This window comes from Mesorhizobium sp. CNPSo 4671, assembly GCF_057784245.1.
Genome location: NZ_JBWLUW010000003.1, coordinates 195,937 through 215,045, shown reverse-complemented (window position 1 = coordinate 215,045; position 19,109 = coordinate 195,937). Strand labels below are relative to the sequence as shown.

The window sequence follows — 19,109 nt, the reverse complement described above, 5'->3', positions numbered from 1 at the left end:
TCAAAATGCCTGTCCGATGCCGGCATAGATGCCGAAATGCGGATCACTGGGATCGCGGTTGAGCGGCACGGCGGCATCGATGCGCAGCGGGCCGAACGGCGTCACGTAGCGCAGGCCGACGCCGGCACCGACCTTGACGTCGGAGAAATTGGGAACCGACCTGGTCGACACCGTGCCGGCATCGAGGAACGGCACGATGCCGATCGTGTCGGTGACGGCGATACGCATTTCGACCGAGGTCTCGAAGAAGGACAGGCCGCCGATCGGCTGGCCGGTGAAGTCCTTGGGGCCGATGCCCTGATAGGCATAGCCGCGCACCGAACCGCCACCGCCGGAGTAGAAACGCCGGTCCGCCGGAACGTTCTCCAGCCCGGTGCCGACGATCGAGCCGGCGGCGACGCGCTCGGCCAGCACGAATTTCGAGGCCGTATCCAGCGACTGATAGGCCGATCCCTCGCCCTTCAGCTTGAGGAAGGCAGCACCACTCATGATGTCGTAGCTCGGCTCGGCATAGGCCAGCACCCGGAAGCCGCTGGTCGGGTTCAGCCTGCTGTCCCTGTTGTCGTAGACATATTGCAGCGGAATGCTGGCGATCAGATAGGTGTGCTTGCCGAAGGCATCCGTGATCCTGGAATAGTCGAGCGCCACTTCGGCCGACACGGTCTGCTTCTTGTCCAGTTCGTAAGACAGGCCGGTGCTGCCCTTCACCGAGAAATGGTCGTACGCGTCCGGATGCTCGAGCACGGTCTTCACACTGGCAAAGAACTTCGATGCCGGCCCGATCACGCCGGGTTTCTCGAACATGATGCCGGCATTGTAGTTCAGCTCGGACAGATTGTTGTTGCCGATACCGCTGATGGCGCCGTCGATGCGCAGCTTTTCCGCGTGACCAAACAGATTGCGGTGCCCCCAATAACCTTCCAGACCAAGGCCTTCGGTATTCGAGAAGGTGCCGCCCAGCCCGAAATAGCGCGGCTTGCGTTCGCTGACCTGGACGCCGATCGGAATGTTGCCGTCGGCGTCGAGCTTGTCGGCTTCCTTGAACGTCACGCTGTTGAAGACCTCCAGCGCCAGCAGCCTGTCACGCGCGTCGCTAATCTCCTGCGGCGAGTACTGCTTGCCGCGTTTCAACCCGGTCATGTATTCGGTGAAGTCGCGGTCGACCTTCTCCGTGCCTTCCACCGTGGTTGCGCCATAGCCGGCGACCGGCCCGGCGGCGACCGTCAACGTCACGTCGAGCGTCGAGGTGGCATGGTCGGCGACGATCTGCCGATCGGTCACCTTGGCCAACGGCCTGCCCTGCTCCTTCAGCGTCCGCACGATCAGCGCCTCGGCCTTGAGCACCGCGCCGGACCCGGCGTCGCCACCCGATATCAGGCCATAGTCGGCGCTCATCAGCCCCGCCGCGTCGCCTTCCAGCCTGATCGTGCCAAGCGTGAATTTGGGACCGGCGGCGATATTGATCGCCACCGGAATGGGCTGCGGCCCTTTGAATTCGGCGTCCGGCGGCAATTCGTCGATCGGCTTGCCGTCGATGGTGATGGTGACCACGCCCTCGTAACGGGCATCGGCGTAAAGGGCCGCGACCAGCTGTTCACGGTCGCTGCGCGCCTTGGCCATCAGCCCGAGCGAGCCCGAAACCGGGCGGTCCTCGTCGCTTTTCAGCGCCGAGGCGTTTTCAAGCTTCTTGATAAGGTCCTTGTCGGCATCGGGCGCCGTGATGGTCACGGCATAGCGCAGCGGATCGACGATGTCGGCGTCCTCGTCGTTGGACGATCCCCACAGCTTGATGCCGAAAAGCTCGAAAGCAGCCGCAGGCTGTGATTCGGCAACCAGCGCGGTCGCGCACATCATGGCCAAGAGCAGGGCGCGCGGAAGAGCGCGCCCTGGCGCGGTCCCTCCTGACATCTGCTCTTCATGCGCCGGCATTAAGACAACCTAGGTTACAAAACTAAAATTGGAATGAAGTTCTGAAGCGCTCGTAAAGGGGCCACAATCCAATTGTCTGAAATAGGACGGGCTTGGAATTCACACCTTTTGCGTCGCCGCAAGAATGCGTGATCCCCTGTCCTATGGAGGTACTACCGGTCATCGGCCGGAAAGGAAACCGTTGGCAGGCGGAACCCTGCCGCGTCCTGTGTTGACAAGCTTGACTGAAGCTTGAACATGCCTGGACGTCTGCAATTGTCTGGAGGGTGTTATGGCAATGCGCGCGGCTCGTGGTCTGTCGATCCTGATCCTTCTCTTCTTCGCCTGGGCCAACGTCTTAGCCTGGAACGGCGTCGCGCAGGCGGCCGAGGCCCGGCGAATCGCAACGACGGACAATTCCGACTATTTCGGCTTTGATCTCCGATCCGACCAGAATGTCACCCTCGACCAGTGCAAGACGACATGCCTTGGCGATCCGGCCTGCCGCGCTTTTACCTACAACACCAAGGCCAAATGGTGCTTTCTCAAATCCGACTACAATCAGCTGAAACCGTTCAGCGGCGCGATCGCCGGCAAGATCGTCAACATCGACGGCGATCCCGATATCGGCGCCCCGCCGGAACTCGCCTTCTTCCCCAACTGGATGGCCGATCAGGCCCAGCAATACCGCAACAGGCTGCTTGGCCCGGCCTTTGACAAACCGACCGAAGGCATGGCGGCCCTGATCAGCTCCGCCGAACAGGCCATGCTGACGGGCGACCATCGCTCCGCGATGCAGAAATACGAGGCCGCGGTCTCGGTGATGCCCGACGATGGCCAGCTCTGGCTCAATCTGGCGCGTGAAACGCTGGCCGTGCAGCCCGCCGCCAACACCTCCGAAGCGTCCACCTTGCCGATGAACGCCACTTCGGCCGCTTTCAACGCCTATAAGCTCTTGCGCACCACCAAGACGCGCGCGGACGTGCTGGCGCTGCTTGGCGCCGGCCTCGACAAGCGCGATCTCTACCGCCCGGCCTTGCAGGCCTATGAGGCGAGCCTTGCGCTGGTGACGTCGCCGGCCGTGCAGGCCGACTATGCGGACCTCAAGGCCCGCAAGGGTTTCCGTGTCATCGACCACAGTGTCGACGCCGACACCAGCGCGCCGCGCATCTGCGCGCAATTCTCCGAGGAACTGGTCAAGACCGGCGTCGACTATGCGCAGTTCGTGACCGTCGACAACGCGCCGCCGAAGGGCGTCGAGGCCAAGGACAAGCAGATCTGCGTCGAAGGGCTCGAACACGGCCAGCATTACGATGTCACCTTCCGGGCCGGCTTGCCGGCGGCCATCGGCGAAGTGACCGCCGCTCCCGTGGTGCTGTCGATCTATGTACAGGACCGCGCCCCGTCCGCCCGCTTCACCGGCGACAGTTTCGTGCTGCCGGCCGGCGCGCGCCGCGGCATTCCGGTCGTTACCGTCAACATGAACGCCGCCGAGATGAAGCTCTATCGCATCGGCGACCGTTCGCTGGCGCAGCTTCTGTCGGGCTACCAGTTCCTGCACCAGCTCGACGGCTACGACATCTCCAACATTTCCGAGCAGATGGGCGCACCGGTCTGGCAGGGCCAGCTCGACATCGTCAACGACCTTAACAAGGAGGTCACCACCTCCTTCCCGGTCGACCAGGCCCTGCCGCAGCGCAAGCCCGGCGTCTATGTGCTGACCGCCCAGGCCGTCAACGACAAGAGCGACGATTACGGTCAGATGGCCACACAGTGGTTCGTCGTCTCCGACATCGGCCTGTCGACCTATACCGGCCAGGACGGGCTCAATGTCTTCGCCCGTTCGCTGGGCTCCGCCAAGCCAATTGCCGGCGCCGAACTGACACTGGTTGCCAGGAACAACGAGGTTCTCGGCACCGCGACGTCGGATGCCGATGGCCACGCCGTCTTCAATCCCGGCCTGACGCGCGGCGACGGCGGCATGGTGCCGGCCGTGCTGATGGCCAAGCAGGGCGACAATGATTTCGTCTTCCTCGACATGTCCAAGGCCGGCTTCGACCTGTCCGACCGCGGTGTCACCGGACGCGCGGCGCCCGGCGCGCTCGACGTCTATGCCTGGACCGAGCGCGGCATCTACCGCGCCGGCGAGGATGTCCATGTCGCGGCCCTTGCCCGCGATGGCGCCGCCAAGGCGGTCGAGAACCTGCCGCTGACCTTCATCTTCTCACGGCCCGATGGTGTCGAGGACCGCCGCATCGTCAGCGACGGCGCTTCGGCCGGTGGCCATGCCGTCGACCTGCCGCTTGAACCCAACGCCATGCGCGGCACCTGGTCGGTGTCGATCTACACCGATCCGAAGCAGCCGGCTGTCGCCAGCCAGATGTTCCTGGTCGAGGATTTCGTGCCGGATCGCATCGAATTCGACATGAAGGCCGACAAGCAGGAAATCGAGCGCGGCGAAACCGCAAACATCAACATTGACGGCCGCTTCCTCTATGGCGCGCCGGCGGCGGGCCTGGCGCTGGAAGGCGAGCTGACGCTGTCGACGGCGCGCGACTGGGATCGCTTCCCCAACTTCTCCTTCGGCCTCGCTGACGAGCAGTCTGCGGAGCCCACGGTCACGCCACTCACCAACCTGCCCGTGGTTGGCGATGACGGCAAGGCGACCTTCCCGATCTCGGTCGACCAGTTGCCCTCGACGACCAAGCTGGTCAACGGCAAGGTGACGGTGCGCATGCGCGAAACCGGCGGCCGCGCCATCGAGCGCTCGCTCAACATCGGCATCCGCCCGCAGGGCCATATGATCGGCATCCGTCCGGACTTCGCCGATGGTGAGGTTCCGCAGGGCGGCACGGCCAAGTTCAGCCTGATCGCCGTCGATCCGGCCGGCAAGCGCGAGGCGCTGAAAGGCGCGCAGTGGACGCTGGTCAAGGTCGAACGTAATTACCAGTGGTACCGTAACAACAACTCCTGGAACTACGAGCCGGTCTCCTTGACCAAGTCGATCGCCAACGGCCAGATCGACCTCAACGCCGATGGCGACGCCACCGTCTCCGTGCCGGTGGACTGGGGCCAGTACCGGCTCGAGGTCGAAACCTCCGATCCCGAAGGTCCGGCCACCAGCTACGAGTTCGACGCCGGCTGGTATGTCGCCTCCACCACCACCGAAACGCCTGACGGCCTGGAAATCGCCCTCGACAAGGACAACTATGCCGCGGGCCAGGTGGCCAAGCTGAAGGTCTCGCCGCATTTTGCCGGCGAACTTCTGATCAATATCGGCTCCGACAAGCTCTTGAAGACCATCACGGCAACGGTGCCTGCCGGCGGCAGCACCGTCGACATCCCGGTCGGCGACGACTGGGGCGCCGGCGCCTATGTCACCGCCACCCTGTTCCGGCCGGGCGATGCGCAGGAAACGCGCATGCCGGCCCGCGCCATCGGCGTGAAATGGCTGACGGTCGATCCGGGCGCCAAGAAGCTCGCCGTCACGTTGACGCCGCCGGACAAGACGATGCCGCGCCAGCAGCTGTCGATCCCGGTTTCCGTGGCCGGCGTGCAGCCGGGCACAAACGCCTATGTCATGGTCGCCGCCGTCGATGTCGGCATCCTCAACCTGACCAACTACAAGGCGCCGGACCCGGAGAACTGGTTCTTCGGCCAGCGCATGCTGGGCATGGAGATCCGCGACATCTATGGCCGCCTGATCGATGGCTCGCTCGGCACCACCGGCAAGCTCAGGACCGGCGGTGACGGCGCCAACATGCAGGCGCAAGGCAGCCCGCCGACCGAAAAGCTGGTCGCCTTCTTCTCCGGTCCCGTTCAGCTCGACGCCGACGGCAAGGCACGGATCGACTTCGACATCCCGCAGTTCAACGGCACCGTGCGCGTCATGGCTGTCGCCTGGACCAAGGATGCGGTCGGCCATGCCCAGTCGGACGTGATCGTGCGCGATCCCGTCGTCATCACCGCCGGCCTGCCGCGCTTCCTGGCGCCCGGCGACGCCGCCGTCATGCGGCTCGACGTGGCCGACACCGACGGCCCGGCCGGCGACTATGCCTTCTCGATCGACACGACAGGCGACCTGTCGACGGGCGACAAGCCCCTGCCCCAGAAGCTGACGCTCGCCCAGGGCAAGCGCCAGACGCTGACCGTGCCGCTGATCGCCAAGACGCCTGGCAATGCCTCGCTCACCATCAAGCTGGCGCATGCCGATGGCACCAAGGTCGAGCAGACGCTCTACGTGCCGGTGCGCCCGGCGCAATTGCCGGTCACCACGCGGCTTGTGGTCGACCTCAAGGGCAATGGCGGCGCGCTACGCGTCGACAAGGAACTGCTTGCGGCAAGCCTGCTGGAAGGCGCTTCCGTCAGCGTCGGCGTTTCGCAGGCGGCGGCCTTCGACGTTCCGTCACTGCTGATGACGCTCGACCGCTACCCCTATGGTTGCGCCGAACAGACGACCAGTCGCGCCATGCCGCTCCTCTATGTCAACGAGATGGCGTCGGGCATCGGCATGGAAAGCGATCCCGACCTGCATGGCCGTATCCAGGATGCCATCTACAAGGTGCTGAGCTACCAGTCCTCGAGCGGCAGCTTCGGCCTGTGGGGTCCGGGTTCCGGCGATCTGTGGCTCGATGCCTATGTCAGCGAGTTCCTGACCAGGGCGCGCGAGCAGAAATACGACGTGCCGGCGCTTGCCATGAACCAGGCGCTGAGCAATCTGCAGAACTCGCTCGGCTACGACCAGAGCGTCCAGGACCGCGGCAGCGAGATCGCCTACGCCCTCTACGTTCTGGCCCGCAACAAGAAGGCCTCGATCGGCGATCTGCGCTACTATGCCGACACCCAGCTCGAAGCCTTCTCGAGTCCGATGGCCGTTGCCCAGCTGGCGGCGAGTCTTGCGCTCTATGGCGACACTCAGCGCTCGGAGGCGACGTTCAAGACCGCGCTGCAGCTCGCCAAGTCGCAGACCGACTACGACTGGTACCGCTCCGATTACGGCTCGGCGCTGCGTGACGGCGCGGCGATGCTGTCGCTGGCGGCGGAATCGAAGCCGGTTTCGTCGATCGTGCCGGAACTGATCAAGCTGGTGACCAGGGAACGCGCCGAAGTGCGCTGGACCAGCACCCAGGACGATTCCTGGATGCTGCTGGCGGCTCGCGCGCTGAAGGAAGGCAATGACTCGATCACGCTGACCGTCAATGGCGCGCCGCATTCGGGCGGCTATTCCAACCAGGTCAACGGTTCCGAACTCGTTGACAGCCCGCTCGAAATCGCCAACACCGGCAAGACCCCGCTGCAGGCCGTCGTCACCACCGTGGCGTCGCCGATCCAGCCCTTGCCGGCCGGCGGTGACGGCTTCACCATCGACCGCACCTACTACAAGCTCGATGGCACCGAAGCCAATGTGACGGAGGCCACCCAGAACGAACGCTATGTCGTCGTGCTCAAGGTCACCGAACAGAACAGCTGGCCGTCGCGCCTGCTGGTTACCGACCTGTTGCCGGCCGGCTTCGAGATCGACAATCCGGGCCTGGTCTCCAGCGCCCAATTGACGAACTTCTCCTGGCTGGCACAGACTGACGCCGCCCATCTCGAATTCCGCGACGACCGTTTCGTCGCGGCGTTCAACCCGGCCGACGGCGACCACGACCACAATCTGACGCTCGCCTATGTCGTGCGCGCCGTGACGCCGGGCACCTATGCTCACCCGGCGGCAACGGTGGAAGACATGTACCGGCCGCAATTCTCGGCCCGCACCGCCACCGGCATGATGGAGATCAAGGCGCCGTAAGGTGCCTTGGCGAAGATGAACACGCCGATGCCCGCAACAGTTGCCTTCTCCTCGTTCAACGGGGAGAAGGTGCCGGTCCACCCTCCGCAGCTGCAGCGCAGCTGCTGCGGAGGACGGGCAGGCGGATGAGGGGCAGCGCCATGCTCTCCAGAAAATTTCTCCGTCGAGCAGGTATCGCCGCCGCCTCCCTGGTGGGTTTTGCGGCGGTCGCCACAGCTACCCTGTGGGAACTCGACCGCGCCTTCCCGCCCCCTTTGCCGGCGGAACTCACGGTCTCCACCGAAGTCCAGGACCGCGACGGCCAGCTGTTGCGCGCCTTCGCCACGCCTGATGGCTACTGGCGGCTCGAAACCCGGCTCGACCAGGTCGACAAGCAGTTCGTCGATATGCTGGTCACCTATGAGGACAAGCGCTTCTGGGATCATCAGGGCGTCGACGTGCTGGCGATTTGCCGCGCTGCCGGCCAGTTCGCCACCAGTGGCCACATCGTCTCCGGCGGCTCGACGCTGTCGATGCAGCTTGCCCGCCTCATCGAGCCGCGCGAAAGCCGCAGCCTCGGCTCCAAGATCAAGCAGATACTGCGCGCCATCCAGATCGAGCGGCGGCTGTCGAAGAATGAGATCCTCGAGCGCTATCTCACGCTGGCCCCCTATGGCGGTAACCTCGAAGGCGTGCGTGCGGCTTCACTCGCCTATTTCGGCAAGGAGCCGAAACGGCTCACCGTTTCCGAAGCCGCTTTGCTCGTCGCCTTGCCCCAATTGCCGGAAAAGCGCCGGCCCGACCGCAACCTCGAAATCGCCCACGCCGCCCGCGACCGCGTACTGACCCGCATGGTTTCCTCGGGTCTGATTGGCGAACGCGAGGCGGCGCGCGCCGCCCTTGACGATGTGTCTGGTCTGCGCCGCACCTTGCCGGCGCTCGCCGCGCACGCCGCCTATGCGATGCTGCCCAGGGCCGTTCCCGGCCAGCCGCTCAAACTGACCATCCGCAAGAGCGTCCAGGAAGGCCTGGAACAAGTGGCGCGCGACGCCGCAACCAAGCTTGGGCCGCGTCTGTCGGTCGCCATGGTGCTGGCCGACTCGCGCACCGGCGACATTCTGGGCGAAGTCGGCTCGGCCAATTTCTTCGACGCCAGCCGTTCCGGCTGGATCGACATGACCAAGATCGTGCGCTCGCCCGGCTCGACGCTGAAACCGTTCATCTATGGCCTCGCCTTTGAACAGGGGCTAGTGGCGCAGGAAACGCTGATCGAGGACAGCCCGGTCGATTTCGGCGGCTACCGGCCAAAGAATTTCGACATGGGCTACCAGGGCGATGTCTCGATCCGCCAGGCGCTGCAATTGTCGCTCAACGTGCCGGCGATCCGCGTGCTCGACGCCGTCGGTCCGGCGCGGCTGACCGCGCGCTTCCGCCAGGCCGGCGTCAACCCGATCCTGCCGATCAACGAAGCGCCCGGCCTGGCCATCGGCCTCGGCGGCGTTGGCGTCACACTGCGCGACCTCGTCCAGCTCTATACGGGCCTCGCCAATGGCGGCAAGACGCACACGCTGCATGACGGCACCGAGCCCGCCAATGCCGAACGCACCACCGCCACCATCCTCAACGACCAGGCGAACTGGCAGATCATCGACATCCTCTCGGGGGTGAAACCGCCGGAGGGCGCCTTGCAGCGCGGCATCGCCTACAAGACCGGCACGTCCTACGGCTACCGCGACGCCTGGTCGGTCGGCTTTGACGGCCGCTATGTCTTGGGTGTCTGGGTCGGGCGTCCCGACGCCAGCGCCGTGCCGGGCCTATCCGGCTATGTCTCGGCCGCTCCCATCCTGTTCGAGGGCTTCGTCCGTTCGGGCCTGGCCACCGTGCCGCTGCCGGGCAAGCCGCCAGGCGCCTTCACCCCCAAGCGCGAGGACCTGCCGGTGACGCTCGCGCGCTTCGGCGCCGGCGCGGACGGGCTGGTGCAGGCGACACCGACCGAACCCGCGCCAACCATCATCTTCCCGCCGGATGGCGCCCGCGTCGACCTTGCCACGAATTCCGCCGACGCCACGCCGCTGGTGCTGAAACTGCAAGGCGGCCGTGCACCGTTCCGCTGGCTGGCCAACGGCAAGCCGCTGGTTGGCCTCGACCGCCGCCGCACCGCGACATGGCAACCGGACGGTGCTGGCTATTCGACGTTGACCGTCATCGACGCGGTCGGGCGAGCGGCAAGCGTGAAAGTGTTTGTTGAATAGAGTGCGCCAGGCGATTCTGCGCGTTGGCTTTTACGCGCTGACGGCTGTCGTTCCCGTTTTGCAGGCATATGCCGACCCCCTCCCCGCCGGCTTCGTCCGCCTCGCCGATATCGCCCCGTCGATCCGCCAGGATATCCGCTACGCTGGCACCGGTAATTTCCTGCATCGCAAGGTGAAAGGCTACGACGCACCGATCTGCATTCTCACCTTGCAGGCGGCGCAAGCACTTGCCGGCATCCAGCAGGCAATCACCGCTCGAGGCCTGACGCTAGTCGTGTTCGACTGCTACCGCCCTGCCCGTGCCGTCGCCGACATGGGCGAATGGACACGCAAAGGCGGACCGCCCGATCCGCAATGGCACCCCAGGGTTCGGCGTGGCGACCTCATCGCCAAGGGCTATGTCGGCGAACTGTCGACCCATTCGCGCGGCTCGACCGTCGATGTCGCGATTGCGAGGACCGACGGTCCATCCGCCTCCAAGCCGGCTTGTGGCGCCATCGATGCCGCTACGCTCGACTTCGGTACCGGCTTCGACTGTTTCGATCCGATGAGCGAGACGGCGCACCGCCCGCCCGGCAGTCAAGCGGCAGCAAACCGCAAGTTGCTCGTCGAGACCATGCTTGCCGGCGGTTTCAGGAACTATGCCCGCGAATGGTGGCATTTTACGCTCGAGCACGAGCCCTTTCCAAAGCAGCGCTTCGATTTCCCGGTGAGCGCCGAGTAACTGCCGGACCAAGCCCGAAACGACCTTGCCTCGGCATCGCGCGTCTCTAGATAGACCTCGAATCCGCGCCGAGCGCCAGCGAGGAAAATATTTCCCCGCGCAACGGAAGATCGTCCAAGATTTTCTTCAGGAGGGCAAAAAAGGCAACATTCGATGCATCTAATTTCTATCAATTCGCTAGATTTGGCGCGGGTTCAACGGAGGCAGAAATGACCAAACCTCATTTCCGGAAACTGCTCGGCGCACTGGTCGCCACATCTGTCCAGTTCGGCACGCTCGGTTTCGCGTTCGCCGACACCACCATCCTCAACGTGTCCTACGATCCGACGCGTGAGCTCTACAAGGCCTATGACGAGGCCTTCGCCGCCCACTGGAAAGCCGAGACCGGCGAGACGGTGACCATCCAGCAGTCGCATGGCGGATCGGGCGCCCAGGCGCGTGCAGTGATCGACGGCCTCGACGCCGACGTGGTGACGCTGGCACTCGAGGGCGATATCAACGCCATCGTCTCCAAATCGAAGAAGATCAATCCCGACTGGCGCAAGAAATTCGAAAACAATTCCGCGCCTTACACCTCGACCATCATCTTCCTGGTCCGCAAGGGCAATCCCAAGGGCATCCACGACTGGAGCGACCTGATCAAGGACGGCACCCAGGTGATCACGCCCAACCCGAAGACCTCCGGCGGCGCCCGCTGGAATTATCTCGCGGCCTGGGCCTACGCCAACGCCAACGATGGCGGCGACGAAGCCAAGACCAAGGAATTTGTCGGCAAGCTCTACGCCAACGCCCCGGTTCTCGACACTGGCGCGCGCGGCTCGACCGTCACCTTCGCGCAAAAGGGCATCGGCGACGTGCTGATCGGCTGGGAAAACGACGCCTATCTGGCACTCGATGAATTCGGCGCCGACAATTTTGAGATCGTTTATCCGCCGACGTCGATCCTGGCCGAACCGCCGGTTGCGATCGTCGACGCCAATGTCGATGCCAAGGGCACGCGCAAGGTGGCCGAAGCCTATCTCGGCTGGCTCTATTCCAAGGAAGGCCAGACGATCATCGCCAAGAACCACTATCGCCCGGCCAAGCCCGAACTGGTGGCGCCGGCCGATCTGCCCAAGACGCCCGATATCAAGCTGATCTCCATCGACGACCCGCTTTTCGGCGGCTGGAAGAAGGCCCAGCCTTATCATTTCGGCGACGGTGGTATATTCGACCAGATCTATAAGCCGGCCCAGTGAGGTTCGGCAGTGCCGGAGAAGCTCGCAAATGGCTTCTTCAGCGAAAATCTGGTTGAGTAAGAAGGGACAATCCAGAATTCCATGACCACAGCACCCGCGCAGGCGGGGTGGCGATTCAGGCAGCCGAGTGTCATTCCGGGTTTCGGATTGACGCTCGGCTTCTCGCTTGCCTACCTCACCCTCATCATCCTCATTCCGCTCTCCGGGCTGGTCTGGCGCTCGGCCTCTCTCGGCTGGGCTGAATTCTGGGCGATCGCCAGCGACCGCCGCACCATCAATGCGTTGGAAATCAGCTTCGGCACCGCCTTCCTCGCGGCAGCCGTCAATGTCGTCTTCGGCACGCTGGTTGCCTGGGTGCTGGTGCGCTACCGCTTTCCGGGCCGCCGCATCGTCGATGCCATGGTCGACTTGCCTTTCGCGCTGCCGACCGCGGTGGCCGGCATTGCGCTGACCACGCTCTATGCGCCGAACGGCTGGATCGGCAAATTGCTGATGCCGCTCGGCATCAAGGTCGCCTACACGCCGCTCGGCATCGTCGTCGCACTTGTCTTCATCGGTCTGCCCTTCGTCGTGCGCACCGTGCAGCCGATCATGGAAGAGATCGACAAGGAGGTGGAGGAAGCCGCCGCCACGCTTGGCGCCAGCCGCTTCCAGATCATCACCCGCGTGCTGTTTCCAGGCCTGGCGCCGGCCATCATCACCGGCTTTTCGCTGGCCTTCGCGCGTGGCGTCGGCGAATACGGCTCGGTCATCTTCATTGCCGGCAATCTGCCTTACAAATCCGAGATCGCGCCGCTTCTGATCGTCATCCGGCTGGAGGAATACAACTACCCAGCGGCGACGGCGATCGCTGCGATCATGCTGGCGCTGTCGTTCGTCATGCTTCTGGTGGTCAATCTCGTGCAGACATGGAGCCGCAAGCGCTATGGCTGATCCCGAAATCAAATCCTACGAACCGTATCATGAGAGCCGCTCGGCGGCGGTGACCGAAAGCCGGCCGGCACAGGCCGTGCTGATGGCCATCGCTTTCGCTTTCCTCGGCGTCTTCCTGCTCCTGCCGCTGATCATCGTCTTCCACGAGGCGCTGGCGAAAGGCGTCGGTGCCTATACGCAAGCATTGGGCGAACCGGACGCACGTTCGGCCATCCACCTGACGCTGCTTGTCGCTGCGATCTCGGTGCCGCTCAATGTCGTCTTCGGCATCTCCGCCGCCTGGGCCATCGCCAAGTTCGAGTTCAAGGGCAAGGCGTTTCTCACCACGCTGATCGACCTGCCCTTCTCGGTCTCGCCGGTCATTTCAGGCCTGGTCTATGTGCTGCTGTTCGGCGCTCAAGGGTTGCTCGGCGAGTGGCTGAAGGCACACGGCATCCAGATCCTGTTCGCCGTGCCAGGCATTGTGCTGGCCACCGTCTTCGTCACCTTCCCGTTTGTCGCCCGCGAACTGATCCCGCTGATGCAGGAACAGGGCAATGGCGATGAGGAGGCCGCCCTTTCGCTCGGCGCCAATGGCTGGCAGACCTTCTGGTATGTGACCTTGCCCAACGTCAAATGGGGACTGCTTTACGGCGTGCTCCTGTGCAACGCCCGGGCCATGGGCGAATTCGGCGCCGTGTCGGTGGTGTCGGGCCATATACGCGGCCTGACCAACACCATGCCGCTGCATGTCGAAATCCTCTACAACGAGTACAACGCGGTCGGCGCTTTTGCCGTCGCCTCATTGCTTGCCGGGCTGGCGCTCGTCACGCTGGTCTTGAAAACACTGCTCGAGATGCGCTACGGCGCCGAACTCGCCGCGACGCGCGGACACTGACAGAGGGATTTGTATGGAAGTTCGCGTTGCCAATGTGCGCAAGGAGTTCGAGCGGTTTCCGGCGCTCCACGACGTGTCGCTTGATATCAAATCGGGCGAACTGATCGCCTTGCTGGGGCCGTCCGGCTCCGGCAAGACGACGCTGCTCAGGCTGATCGCCGGGCTGGAGCGGCCGACCCGTGGAAAAATCTTCTTCGGCGACGAGGACGCCTCGCAGAAGTCGATCCAGGAGCGCAATGTCGGCTTCGTCTTCCAGCACTACGCGCTGTTCCGGCACATGACCGTGGCCGACAATATCGGCTTCGGCCTGAAAGTCCGGCATGGGTCCTCGCGGCCGCCGGCGCAGGAAATCCGCCGCCGCGCCTCCGAGCTTCTCGATCTCGTCCAGCTTTCCGGACTGGAGAAACGCTATCCGGCACAGCTCTCCGGAGGCCAGCGCCAACGTGTCGCACTGGCGCGCGCCATGGCGATCGAACCCAAGGTGCTGCTGCTCGACGAGCCGTTCGGCGCGCTCGATGCGCAGGTGCGCCGTGAACTGCGCCGCTGGCTGCGCGAGATCCATGACCGCACCGGCCACACCACCGTCTTCGTTACCCACGACCAGGAAGAGGCGCTGGAACTCGCCGATCGCGTCGTGGTGATGAGCCAGGGCCGCATCGAGCAGGTCGGCACCGCCGACGATATCTACGACACGCCAAACTCACCCTTCGTCTATGGCTTCATTGGCGAATCGAGCTCGCTTCCGGTCAAGGTCGAGAATGGCGAGATCTGGCTCGCTGATCGCCCGATCGGGCTGTCCGCACCACACGCGCCCGAGGGTGACGCGACGCTCTATTTCCGTCCGCACGATGTCGAACTGCTCGACGGCTGCAGCGGCTGCATCGCCGGCACGGTCGCCGCCAGCCGCCGCGTCGCCGGAACACGGCGCGTCGAACTTGAAATCGGCGGCGAGCGCCAGCGGGTCGAGATCGAGCTGCCGGTCGGCCATCCCGCCGCGCAGAAAAGCCGGGTGGCGTTCCGACCCGGCCGCTGGAAGCTGTTTCCGGCGGCTTGATCTCGAGGTCGGCGCTATTCCAGCCAGTTCTCGACCTTCAGCTTCCGTATCCGGGTGAACTCCCCGATGTTGGCCGTCACCAAAATGGCGCCTAATACGCAGGCGTGAGCGGCAATAAAAAGGTCATTGTGGCCAATGGGTTGGCCAACGGCCTCCAGCTCGGTGCGAAGCGCGCCGTACTCGGCATCCACCGGCACATCGAGCGGCAAGACAGGGATTTCAGCCAGCAGGTCCTCGACCTTCTTGAGCAGCTTGGCCGAGCCTTTCCTGGCGCAGCCATACCGCAATTCAGAGGCGACGACGATGCTGGTACACACAGCGGCGTCTCCCTCGCGCACCATTGCACTGGCAGCCTTGCCGGCCGGGTTCCGGATCATGTCGCTGATGATGTTCGTATCCAGCATGAACCGCATCAAAAAATGTCCTCGGCTTCGACAGGCGCATCGTCGATCTCGGGAAAGTCGTCCTCAGGACCAAGCGGCGCCTCTTTCGCCCATTGGGCGAGCAGCGCGGCAAGGCCGGGTTTGCGGACCGGCTCAATGATCAGGCGGTCGCCTTCACGGCTGATCAGAACCCTGTCGCCAGGGAGCTCGAATTCGACAGGAATGCGCACCGCCTGGCTGCGGTTGTTGCGGAACAGTTTCGCCTCCTTCGGTGGCGGCGTTGCAGTGTGGCGATGTTGGGGCATGACTGCCTCCGTTTGTATATGCCATATGTATATGCCAAACAGCAGCTCCAGGCAAGCAACAGAAAAACGCAGGCCGAAGTCTGGAACAGAATTCTAAGGAACCGTTGTGTTGGCTATATCTTTTCTCGCGGCAAGGTCGCGGAGCCATCCCCCATGCCTCGCCCCGCCCCCTGCGCCACGGCTATGGTCGAGCCATAACGCATTGCATCCGGAGCCTTTTTCATGAAGCGATTTTTCCTCGGCATTGCCACCGTTGCCGGCCTGATCCTCGCATCCTCCCAAGCTTGGTCGGCCGACAAGCTGCTCAACGCCTCCTATGATGTCGGCCGCGAACTGTTCGTTCAGGTCAACAAGGCCTTCATCGCCGGGCATCCGGGCGTCACCGTCGACCAGTCGCATGCCGGCACCTCGGCGCAGGCGCGCGCCATCGCCGAAGGGCTGGGCGCCGATGTCGTCACCTTCAATCAGGTCACCGACGTCGATTTCCTGGTCAAGAAGGGGTTCGTCTCCGCCGACTGGCAGAAGGACTTTCCCAACAACGCCTCGCCCTTCTATTCGCTGCCTTCCTTCCTTGTTCGCGCCGGCAACCCCAAGCACATCAAGGACTGGAACGATCTGGTGCGCGACGACGTGCAGGTGATCTTCCCCAACCCCAAAACCTCGGGCAATGCGCGCTACACCTATCTGGCCGCCACCGCTTACGCCAAGGAGGCGTTCAAGGGCGATGATGCCAAGGTGAAAGAGTTCATCACCAAGCTGTTCAACAATGTGCCGATCTTCGACACGGGCGGCCGCGCCGCGACCACCACCTTCGTGCAGCGTGAGATCGGCGACGTGCTGATCACCTTCGAGTCCGAGACGCGCGGCATCCGCAAGGAATATGGCGACGACAAATTCGAGCAGGTCACGCCCTCGGTCAGCCTGCTGGCGGAATTCCCGGTAGCGATCGTCGACAAGGTCGCCGACGAGCACGGCACGCGCGATCTGGCCAAGACCTATCTCGATTTCCTCTACACACCCGAAGGCCAGGACATCCTCGCCCAGAACGGCAACCGGGTGCGTGACGCTGCCGTCGCCGCCAAATACAAAGCCGATTTCCCGGAGGTACGCCTGCTGACGGTGGAAGACGTCTTCGGTGGCTGGGACAAGATCCAGAAAGAGCATTTCGCCGCCGGCGGCCTGCTCGACCAGGCCTATGGCAGCCGCTGACGGCTACAGCATACAAAGAACAGCTAAGGGAAAGCCGGCAATGAGCCGGCTTTCTTCGTTTTTGCCATCGGCCATGACAAATACGGCGCCATCCCGGCAAAACGTTACAAAGAATCAACGCGTTTATGCCTAACGTGCCATTTGGTGTCTTGTTTTCGCGAAATGCCATCGCACGGCGAAACCGTCATTATTTGCACACAAACAGCCGCCAGATGCGGGGTGGTTGGGGCTTCAAGGGTTGACTCGGGCATGCTGACAAAAAAAGGCAAGTACGGCCTCAAGGCCCTCGTGCATCTGTCCGGCCTGCCGGCGGGCCAATTGGCCTTCGTCAACGACATCGCCGTCGCCAACAACATCCCGAAGAAATTCCTCGATGCCATTCTCGGCGAATTGCGCAATGCCGGCTTCGTCCTGAGCCGCAAGGGCAAGGAAGGCGGCTATCGGCTTGCCCGCCCGGCCTCCGAGATCAAGATCGGCCATGTCGTTCGCGTGCTGGACGGGCCGCTGGCGCCGATACCTTGCGCCAGCCGCACGCAGTACCAGCGCTGCGAGGATTGCGACGAGGCGACCTGCCAGGTCCGGCACATGATGCTGGAAGTGCGCCAGGCGATCGCCGAGGTGCTGGATAACAGAAGCCTCGCCGCCATGCGCGATGCCGACAACGACGATTTCCCGGTCGAGCTGTCGTCGCAAATCTGAGCCTCTGCGTGGCGCCCGGCGTCGCAAGGTTGCACGGTCCATGCCAACGCAGTAAAGCGGTCTTGGACAACAGGCTGGACCGATGAGGCTGTCGTGGTTCGCAAAATCCCGCAACCACAAGCCGCCATCCGCGGCCACCTTCCGCAGTGAAATCATCGCCGACATTCTCGTTCCGGAACGGGCAGAGGATGTACGCTTCTTCAGCCGCAAGGTCATCCACCCCGGCAGGGTGCGCCGGTTCTCGAACCAGGATTTGCGCGAAAGCCTGCTCGCCGCCTTCTATCTTCTGGTTGCGGCTTCAATGCCAATCCGCTGGTGGGCGTCGATCTGCGACCGGATGTCCAGGCTTCGCCTGAAACGCCATATGCGCAAGCAATTTCCTGGCTACGCAGCCGCGACGCGCGCAGTGCTTGGCGGCAGCATCGACGCGCGCAAGCTGTTCGAGGCATTGCTCGCGGCGCGCCACCGCCGCCGGCTGCAGCTTGCCGCGCACATTGCCGGCTTCCGATGGGCCCCGACAATCCGGCTGGAGGGACAGGAGGGACTGCAGGCGGCCTTGCAGCGCGGCCACGGCGCCATCGTCTGGTGCGACCAGTTCACCTCCCAGACCATCTTCGGCAAGCGCGCCCTGCACGAGGCGGGCGTCGAGGCACATCAGGTGAGTGTCAATTCCCACGGCGTCTCGGAATCGGGGTTCGGTCTGCGTTTCCTCAACCTGCCGCTGGTTAAGGTCGAGAACCGCTACCTCAAGAGCCGCATCGTCTTCGAGCGCGACGACGCCTATCAGGTCACCATCCGCATCCAGAAGATCCTGAAACGCAATGGCGTGGTGCTGATGACCAACACCATCCATGCAGGCTCGACCTTCACGGAGGTCGCGATCGGCCAAAGCGGCTGGACGCATCTTGCGTCGGCGCCGGCGAATTTCGCCGCAAGGGGCAAGGCAGCGCTGTTTGCCATGTCGACCTTCGAGACCGTCCCCTTCCGCGAATACCGGGCCGTCATCAGCCCGGAGCTGTTGCCGGCTGAAGCGGAGATGGGACGGGATGGAGCCAAGGACATGGTGCTGCAGGCACGCTATATCCTGCTCAAGCGCGACCGGCTGCTCGAAGCGCTGAAACTGTTTCCCGAACAGATGCTGATCTGGTCCGGCAGCCGCAGGCTGACGGAAGCCTCGGACCATACCATGACAGCCGACGATACCGGCTCATGACCTGGCCAGCAGCCGGATCGCGTCCGCAACGGCATCGGCAACCGGACGCGTCGCATCGATTGTCAGGGCCCGCTCATCCCTCCCCGGCGGCTCCAGTATGGCAAACTGGCTGTTGACCAGGCTTGCCGGCATGAAATGGCCTTTGCGGCTGGCGACCCGCTCACGCGCCGTCGCCGGATCGATCTCCAGATAGAGGAAGACGATGTCGGCGCAAAAACCGCGCAGGCGTTCGCGATAGCTGCGCTTCAGCGCCGAGCAGGCCGCGACCACGCCCTGCCCTTCGCGGATCGATGCCGCGATACGCCCGCCGATCGCGTCGAGCCAGCCCTCGCGCAACTGGTCGGTGAGCGGCTCGCCGCTTGCCATGCGCGCCACATTCTCCGGCGGATGGAGCCGGTCGCCCTCGATGAAGACGGCATTCAGCGTGGCCGCCAGCGCGATGCCGACAGCCGACTTGCCGCAGCCGGCGACGCCCATCACGACGATGGCCGGAGGCACCGAGCCGGCAGCGCCCGTCGGCGCCTGCGCTGCTTTTTCACCCACT

General features: G+C 63.9%; 14 protein-coding genes. 10 read left to right on the top strand and 4 right to left on the bottom strand.

Annotation, left to right across the window (positions count from 1 at the left end; all coding sequences use genetic code 11):
* Entirely contained in the window at positions 1-1,929 is a 1,929-nt protein-coding gene (locus AC04SF_RS09240; RefSeq protein WP_488477529.1) for an autotransporter assembly complex protein TamA, read from the bottom strand.
* 271 nt (positions 1,930-2,200) lie between these two features.
* On the opposite strand from AC04SF_RS09240, the gene AC04SF_RS09235 reads away from it, so the two are divergent.
* From AC04SF_RS09235 to AC04SF_RS09205, 7 genes are all read left to right on the top strand, one after another.
* A complete protein-coding gene (locus AC04SF_RS09235; protein WP_488477528.1) occupies positions 2,201-7,699 on the top strand; it encodes an alpha-2-macroglobulin family protein in 5,499 nt (1,832 codons plus the stop codon).
* Positions 7,700-7,839: 140 nt separating this feature from the next.
* Positions 7,840-9,930 (top strand): penicillin-binding protein 1C, encoded by a 2,091-nt coding sequence (pbpC, locus tag AC04SF_RS09230; RefSeq protein ID WP_488477527.1) that lies wholly within the window; start codon positions 7,840-7,842, stop codon positions 9,928-9,930.
* Complete coding sequence (locus AC04SF_RS09225) at positions 9,923-10,654, top strand: M15 family metallopeptidase (RefSeq protein WP_488477526.1); 732 nt, start codon at positions 9,923-9,925, stop codon at positions 10,652-10,654. The genes pbpC and AC04SF_RS09225 overlap by 8 nt, the downstream gene beginning before the upstream one ends.
* A gap of 209 nt (positions 10,655-10,863) precedes the next feature.
* Positions 10,864-11,892 (top strand): sulfate ABC transporter substrate-binding protein, encoded by a 1,029-nt coding sequence (locus AC04SF_RS09220; RefSeq protein ID WP_488477525.1) that lies wholly within the window; start codon positions 10,864-10,866, stop codon positions 11,890-11,892.
* 81 nt (positions 11,893-11,973) lie between these two features.
* Positions 11,974-12,825 carry a sulfate ABC transporter permease subunit CysT gene (gene cysT / locus AC04SF_RS09215; RefSeq protein WP_488477524.1) on the top strand — a complete coding sequence of 284 codons (852 nt, stop codon included), beginning with the start codon at positions 11,974-11,976 and terminating at the stop codon, positions 12,823-12,825.
* The gene (gene cysW / locus AC04SF_RS09210) at positions 12,818-13,702 is read left to right on the top strand and encodes a sulfate ABC transporter permease subunit CysW (RefSeq protein ID WP_488477523.1); all 885 of its coding nucleotides are present in this window, start codon (positions 12,818-12,820) and stop codon (positions 13,700-13,702) included. The genes cysT and cysW overlap by 8 nt, the downstream gene beginning before the upstream one ends.
* A gap of 13 nt (positions 13,703-13,715) precedes the next feature.
* Positions 13,716-14,756: a sulfate/molybdate ABC transporter ATP-binding protein gene (locus tag AC04SF_RS09205; protein ID WP_096447606.1), complete on the top strand. Its 1,041-nt coding sequence runs from the start codon at positions 13,716-13,718 to the stop codon at positions 14,754-14,756.
* A gap of 14 nt (positions 14,757-14,770) precedes the next feature.
* On the opposite strand, the gene AC04SF_RS09200 is transcribed toward AC04SF_RS09205, so the two are convergent.
* Together AC04SF_RS09200 and AC04SF_RS09195 are read right to left on the bottom strand one after the other, a co-directional pair.
* Positions 14,771-15,169 carry a type II toxin-antitoxin system VapC family toxin gene (locus tag AC04SF_RS09200; protein WP_096447608.1) on the bottom strand — a complete coding sequence of 133 codons (399 nt, stop codon included), beginning with the start codon at positions 15,167-15,169 and terminating at the stop codon, positions 14,771-14,773.
* Positions 15,169-15,444 carry an antitoxin gene (locus tag AC04SF_RS09195; RefSeq protein WP_488477522.1) on the bottom strand — a complete coding sequence of 92 codons (276 nt, stop codon included), beginning with the start codon at positions 15,442-15,444 and terminating at the stop codon, positions 15,169-15,171. The genes AC04SF_RS09200 and AC04SF_RS09195 overlap by 1 nt, the downstream gene beginning before the upstream one ends.
* A gap of 222 nt (positions 15,445-15,666) precedes the next feature.
* Here AC04SF_RS09195 and AC04SF_RS09190 point away from each other — a divergent pair, with 222 nt between their 5' ends.
* The 3 genes from AC04SF_RS09190 (at position 15,667) to AC04SF_RS09180 (ending at position 18,565) form a co-directional block, all read left to right on the top strand.
* On the top strand, positions 15,667-16,653 hold the full coding sequence (locus tag AC04SF_RS09190; RefSeq protein WP_488477521.1) for a sulfate ABC transporter substrate-binding protein: 987 nt from the start codon (positions 15,667-15,669) through the stop codon (positions 16,651-16,653).
* Positions 16,654-16,902: 249 nt separating this feature from the next.
* Positions 16,903-17,352 (top strand): RrF2 family transcriptional regulator, encoded by a 450-nt coding sequence (locus AC04SF_RS09185; RefSeq protein WP_096447613.1) that lies wholly within the window; start codon positions 16,903-16,905, stop codon positions 17,350-17,352.
* 82 nt (positions 17,353-17,434) lie between these two features.
* Complete coding sequence (locus AC04SF_RS09180) at positions 17,435-18,565, top strand: hypothetical protein (RefSeq protein ID WP_488477520.1); 1,131 nt, start codon at positions 17,435-17,437, stop codon at positions 18,563-18,565.
* On the opposite strand, the gene AC04SF_RS09175 is transcribed toward AC04SF_RS09180, so the two are convergent.
* Positions 18,560-19,108 (bottom strand): gluconokinase, encoded by a 549-nt coding sequence (locus AC04SF_RS09175; protein WP_488477519.1) that lies wholly within the window; start codon positions 19,106-19,108, stop codon positions 18,560-18,562. The genes AC04SF_RS09180 and AC04SF_RS09175 overlap by 6 nt on opposite strands.
* Position 19,109 lies beyond the last annotated feature (1 nt).

Coding starts and splice junctions, on each gene's coding strand:
- AC04SF_RS09240 (WP_488477529.1), bottom strand. CDS start 1,929: ATGCCGGCGCATGAAGAGCAGATGTCAGGAGGGACCGCGCCAGGGCGC.
- AC04SF_RS09235 (WP_488477528.1), top strand. CDS start 2,201: ATGGCAATGCGCGCGGCTCGTGGTCTGTCGATCCTGATCCTTCTCTTC.
- pbpC (WP_488477527.1), top strand. CDS start 7,840: ATGCTCTCCAGAAAATTTCTCCGTCGAGCAGGTATCGCCGCCGCCTCC.
- AC04SF_RS09220 (WP_488477525.1), top strand. CDS start 10,864: ATGACCAAACCTCATTTCCGGAAACTGCTCGGCGCACTGGTCGCCACA.
- cysT (WP_488477524.1), top strand. CDS start 11,974: ATGACCACAGCACCCGCGCAGGCGGGGTGGCGATTCAGGCAGCCGAGT.
- cysW (WP_488477523.1), top strand. CDS start 12,818: ATGGCTGATCCCGAAATCAAATCCTACGAACCGTATCATGAGAGCCGC.
- AC04SF_RS09205 (WP_096447606.1), top strand. CDS start 13,716: ATGGAAGTTCGCGTTGCCAATGTGCGCAAGGAGTTCGAGCGGTTTCCG.
- AC04SF_RS09200 (WP_096447608.1), bottom strand. CDS start 15,169: ATGCGGTTCATGCTGGATACGAACATCATCAGCGACATGATCCGGAAC.
- AC04SF_RS09195 (WP_488477522.1), bottom strand. CDS start 15,444: ATGCCCCAACATCGCCACACTGCAACGCCGCCACCGAAGGAGGCGAAA.
- AC04SF_RS09190 (WP_488477521.1), top strand. CDS start 15,667: ATGAAGCGATTTTTCCTCGGCATTGCCACCGTTGCCGGCCTGATCCTC.
- AC04SF_RS09185 (WP_096447613.1), top strand. CDS start 16,903: ATGCTGACAAAAAAAGGCAAGTACGGCCTCAAGGCCCTCGTGCATCTG.
- AC04SF_RS09180 (WP_488477520.1), top strand. CDS start 17,435: ATGAGGCTGTCGTGGTTCGCAAAATCCCGCAACCACAAGCCGCCATCC.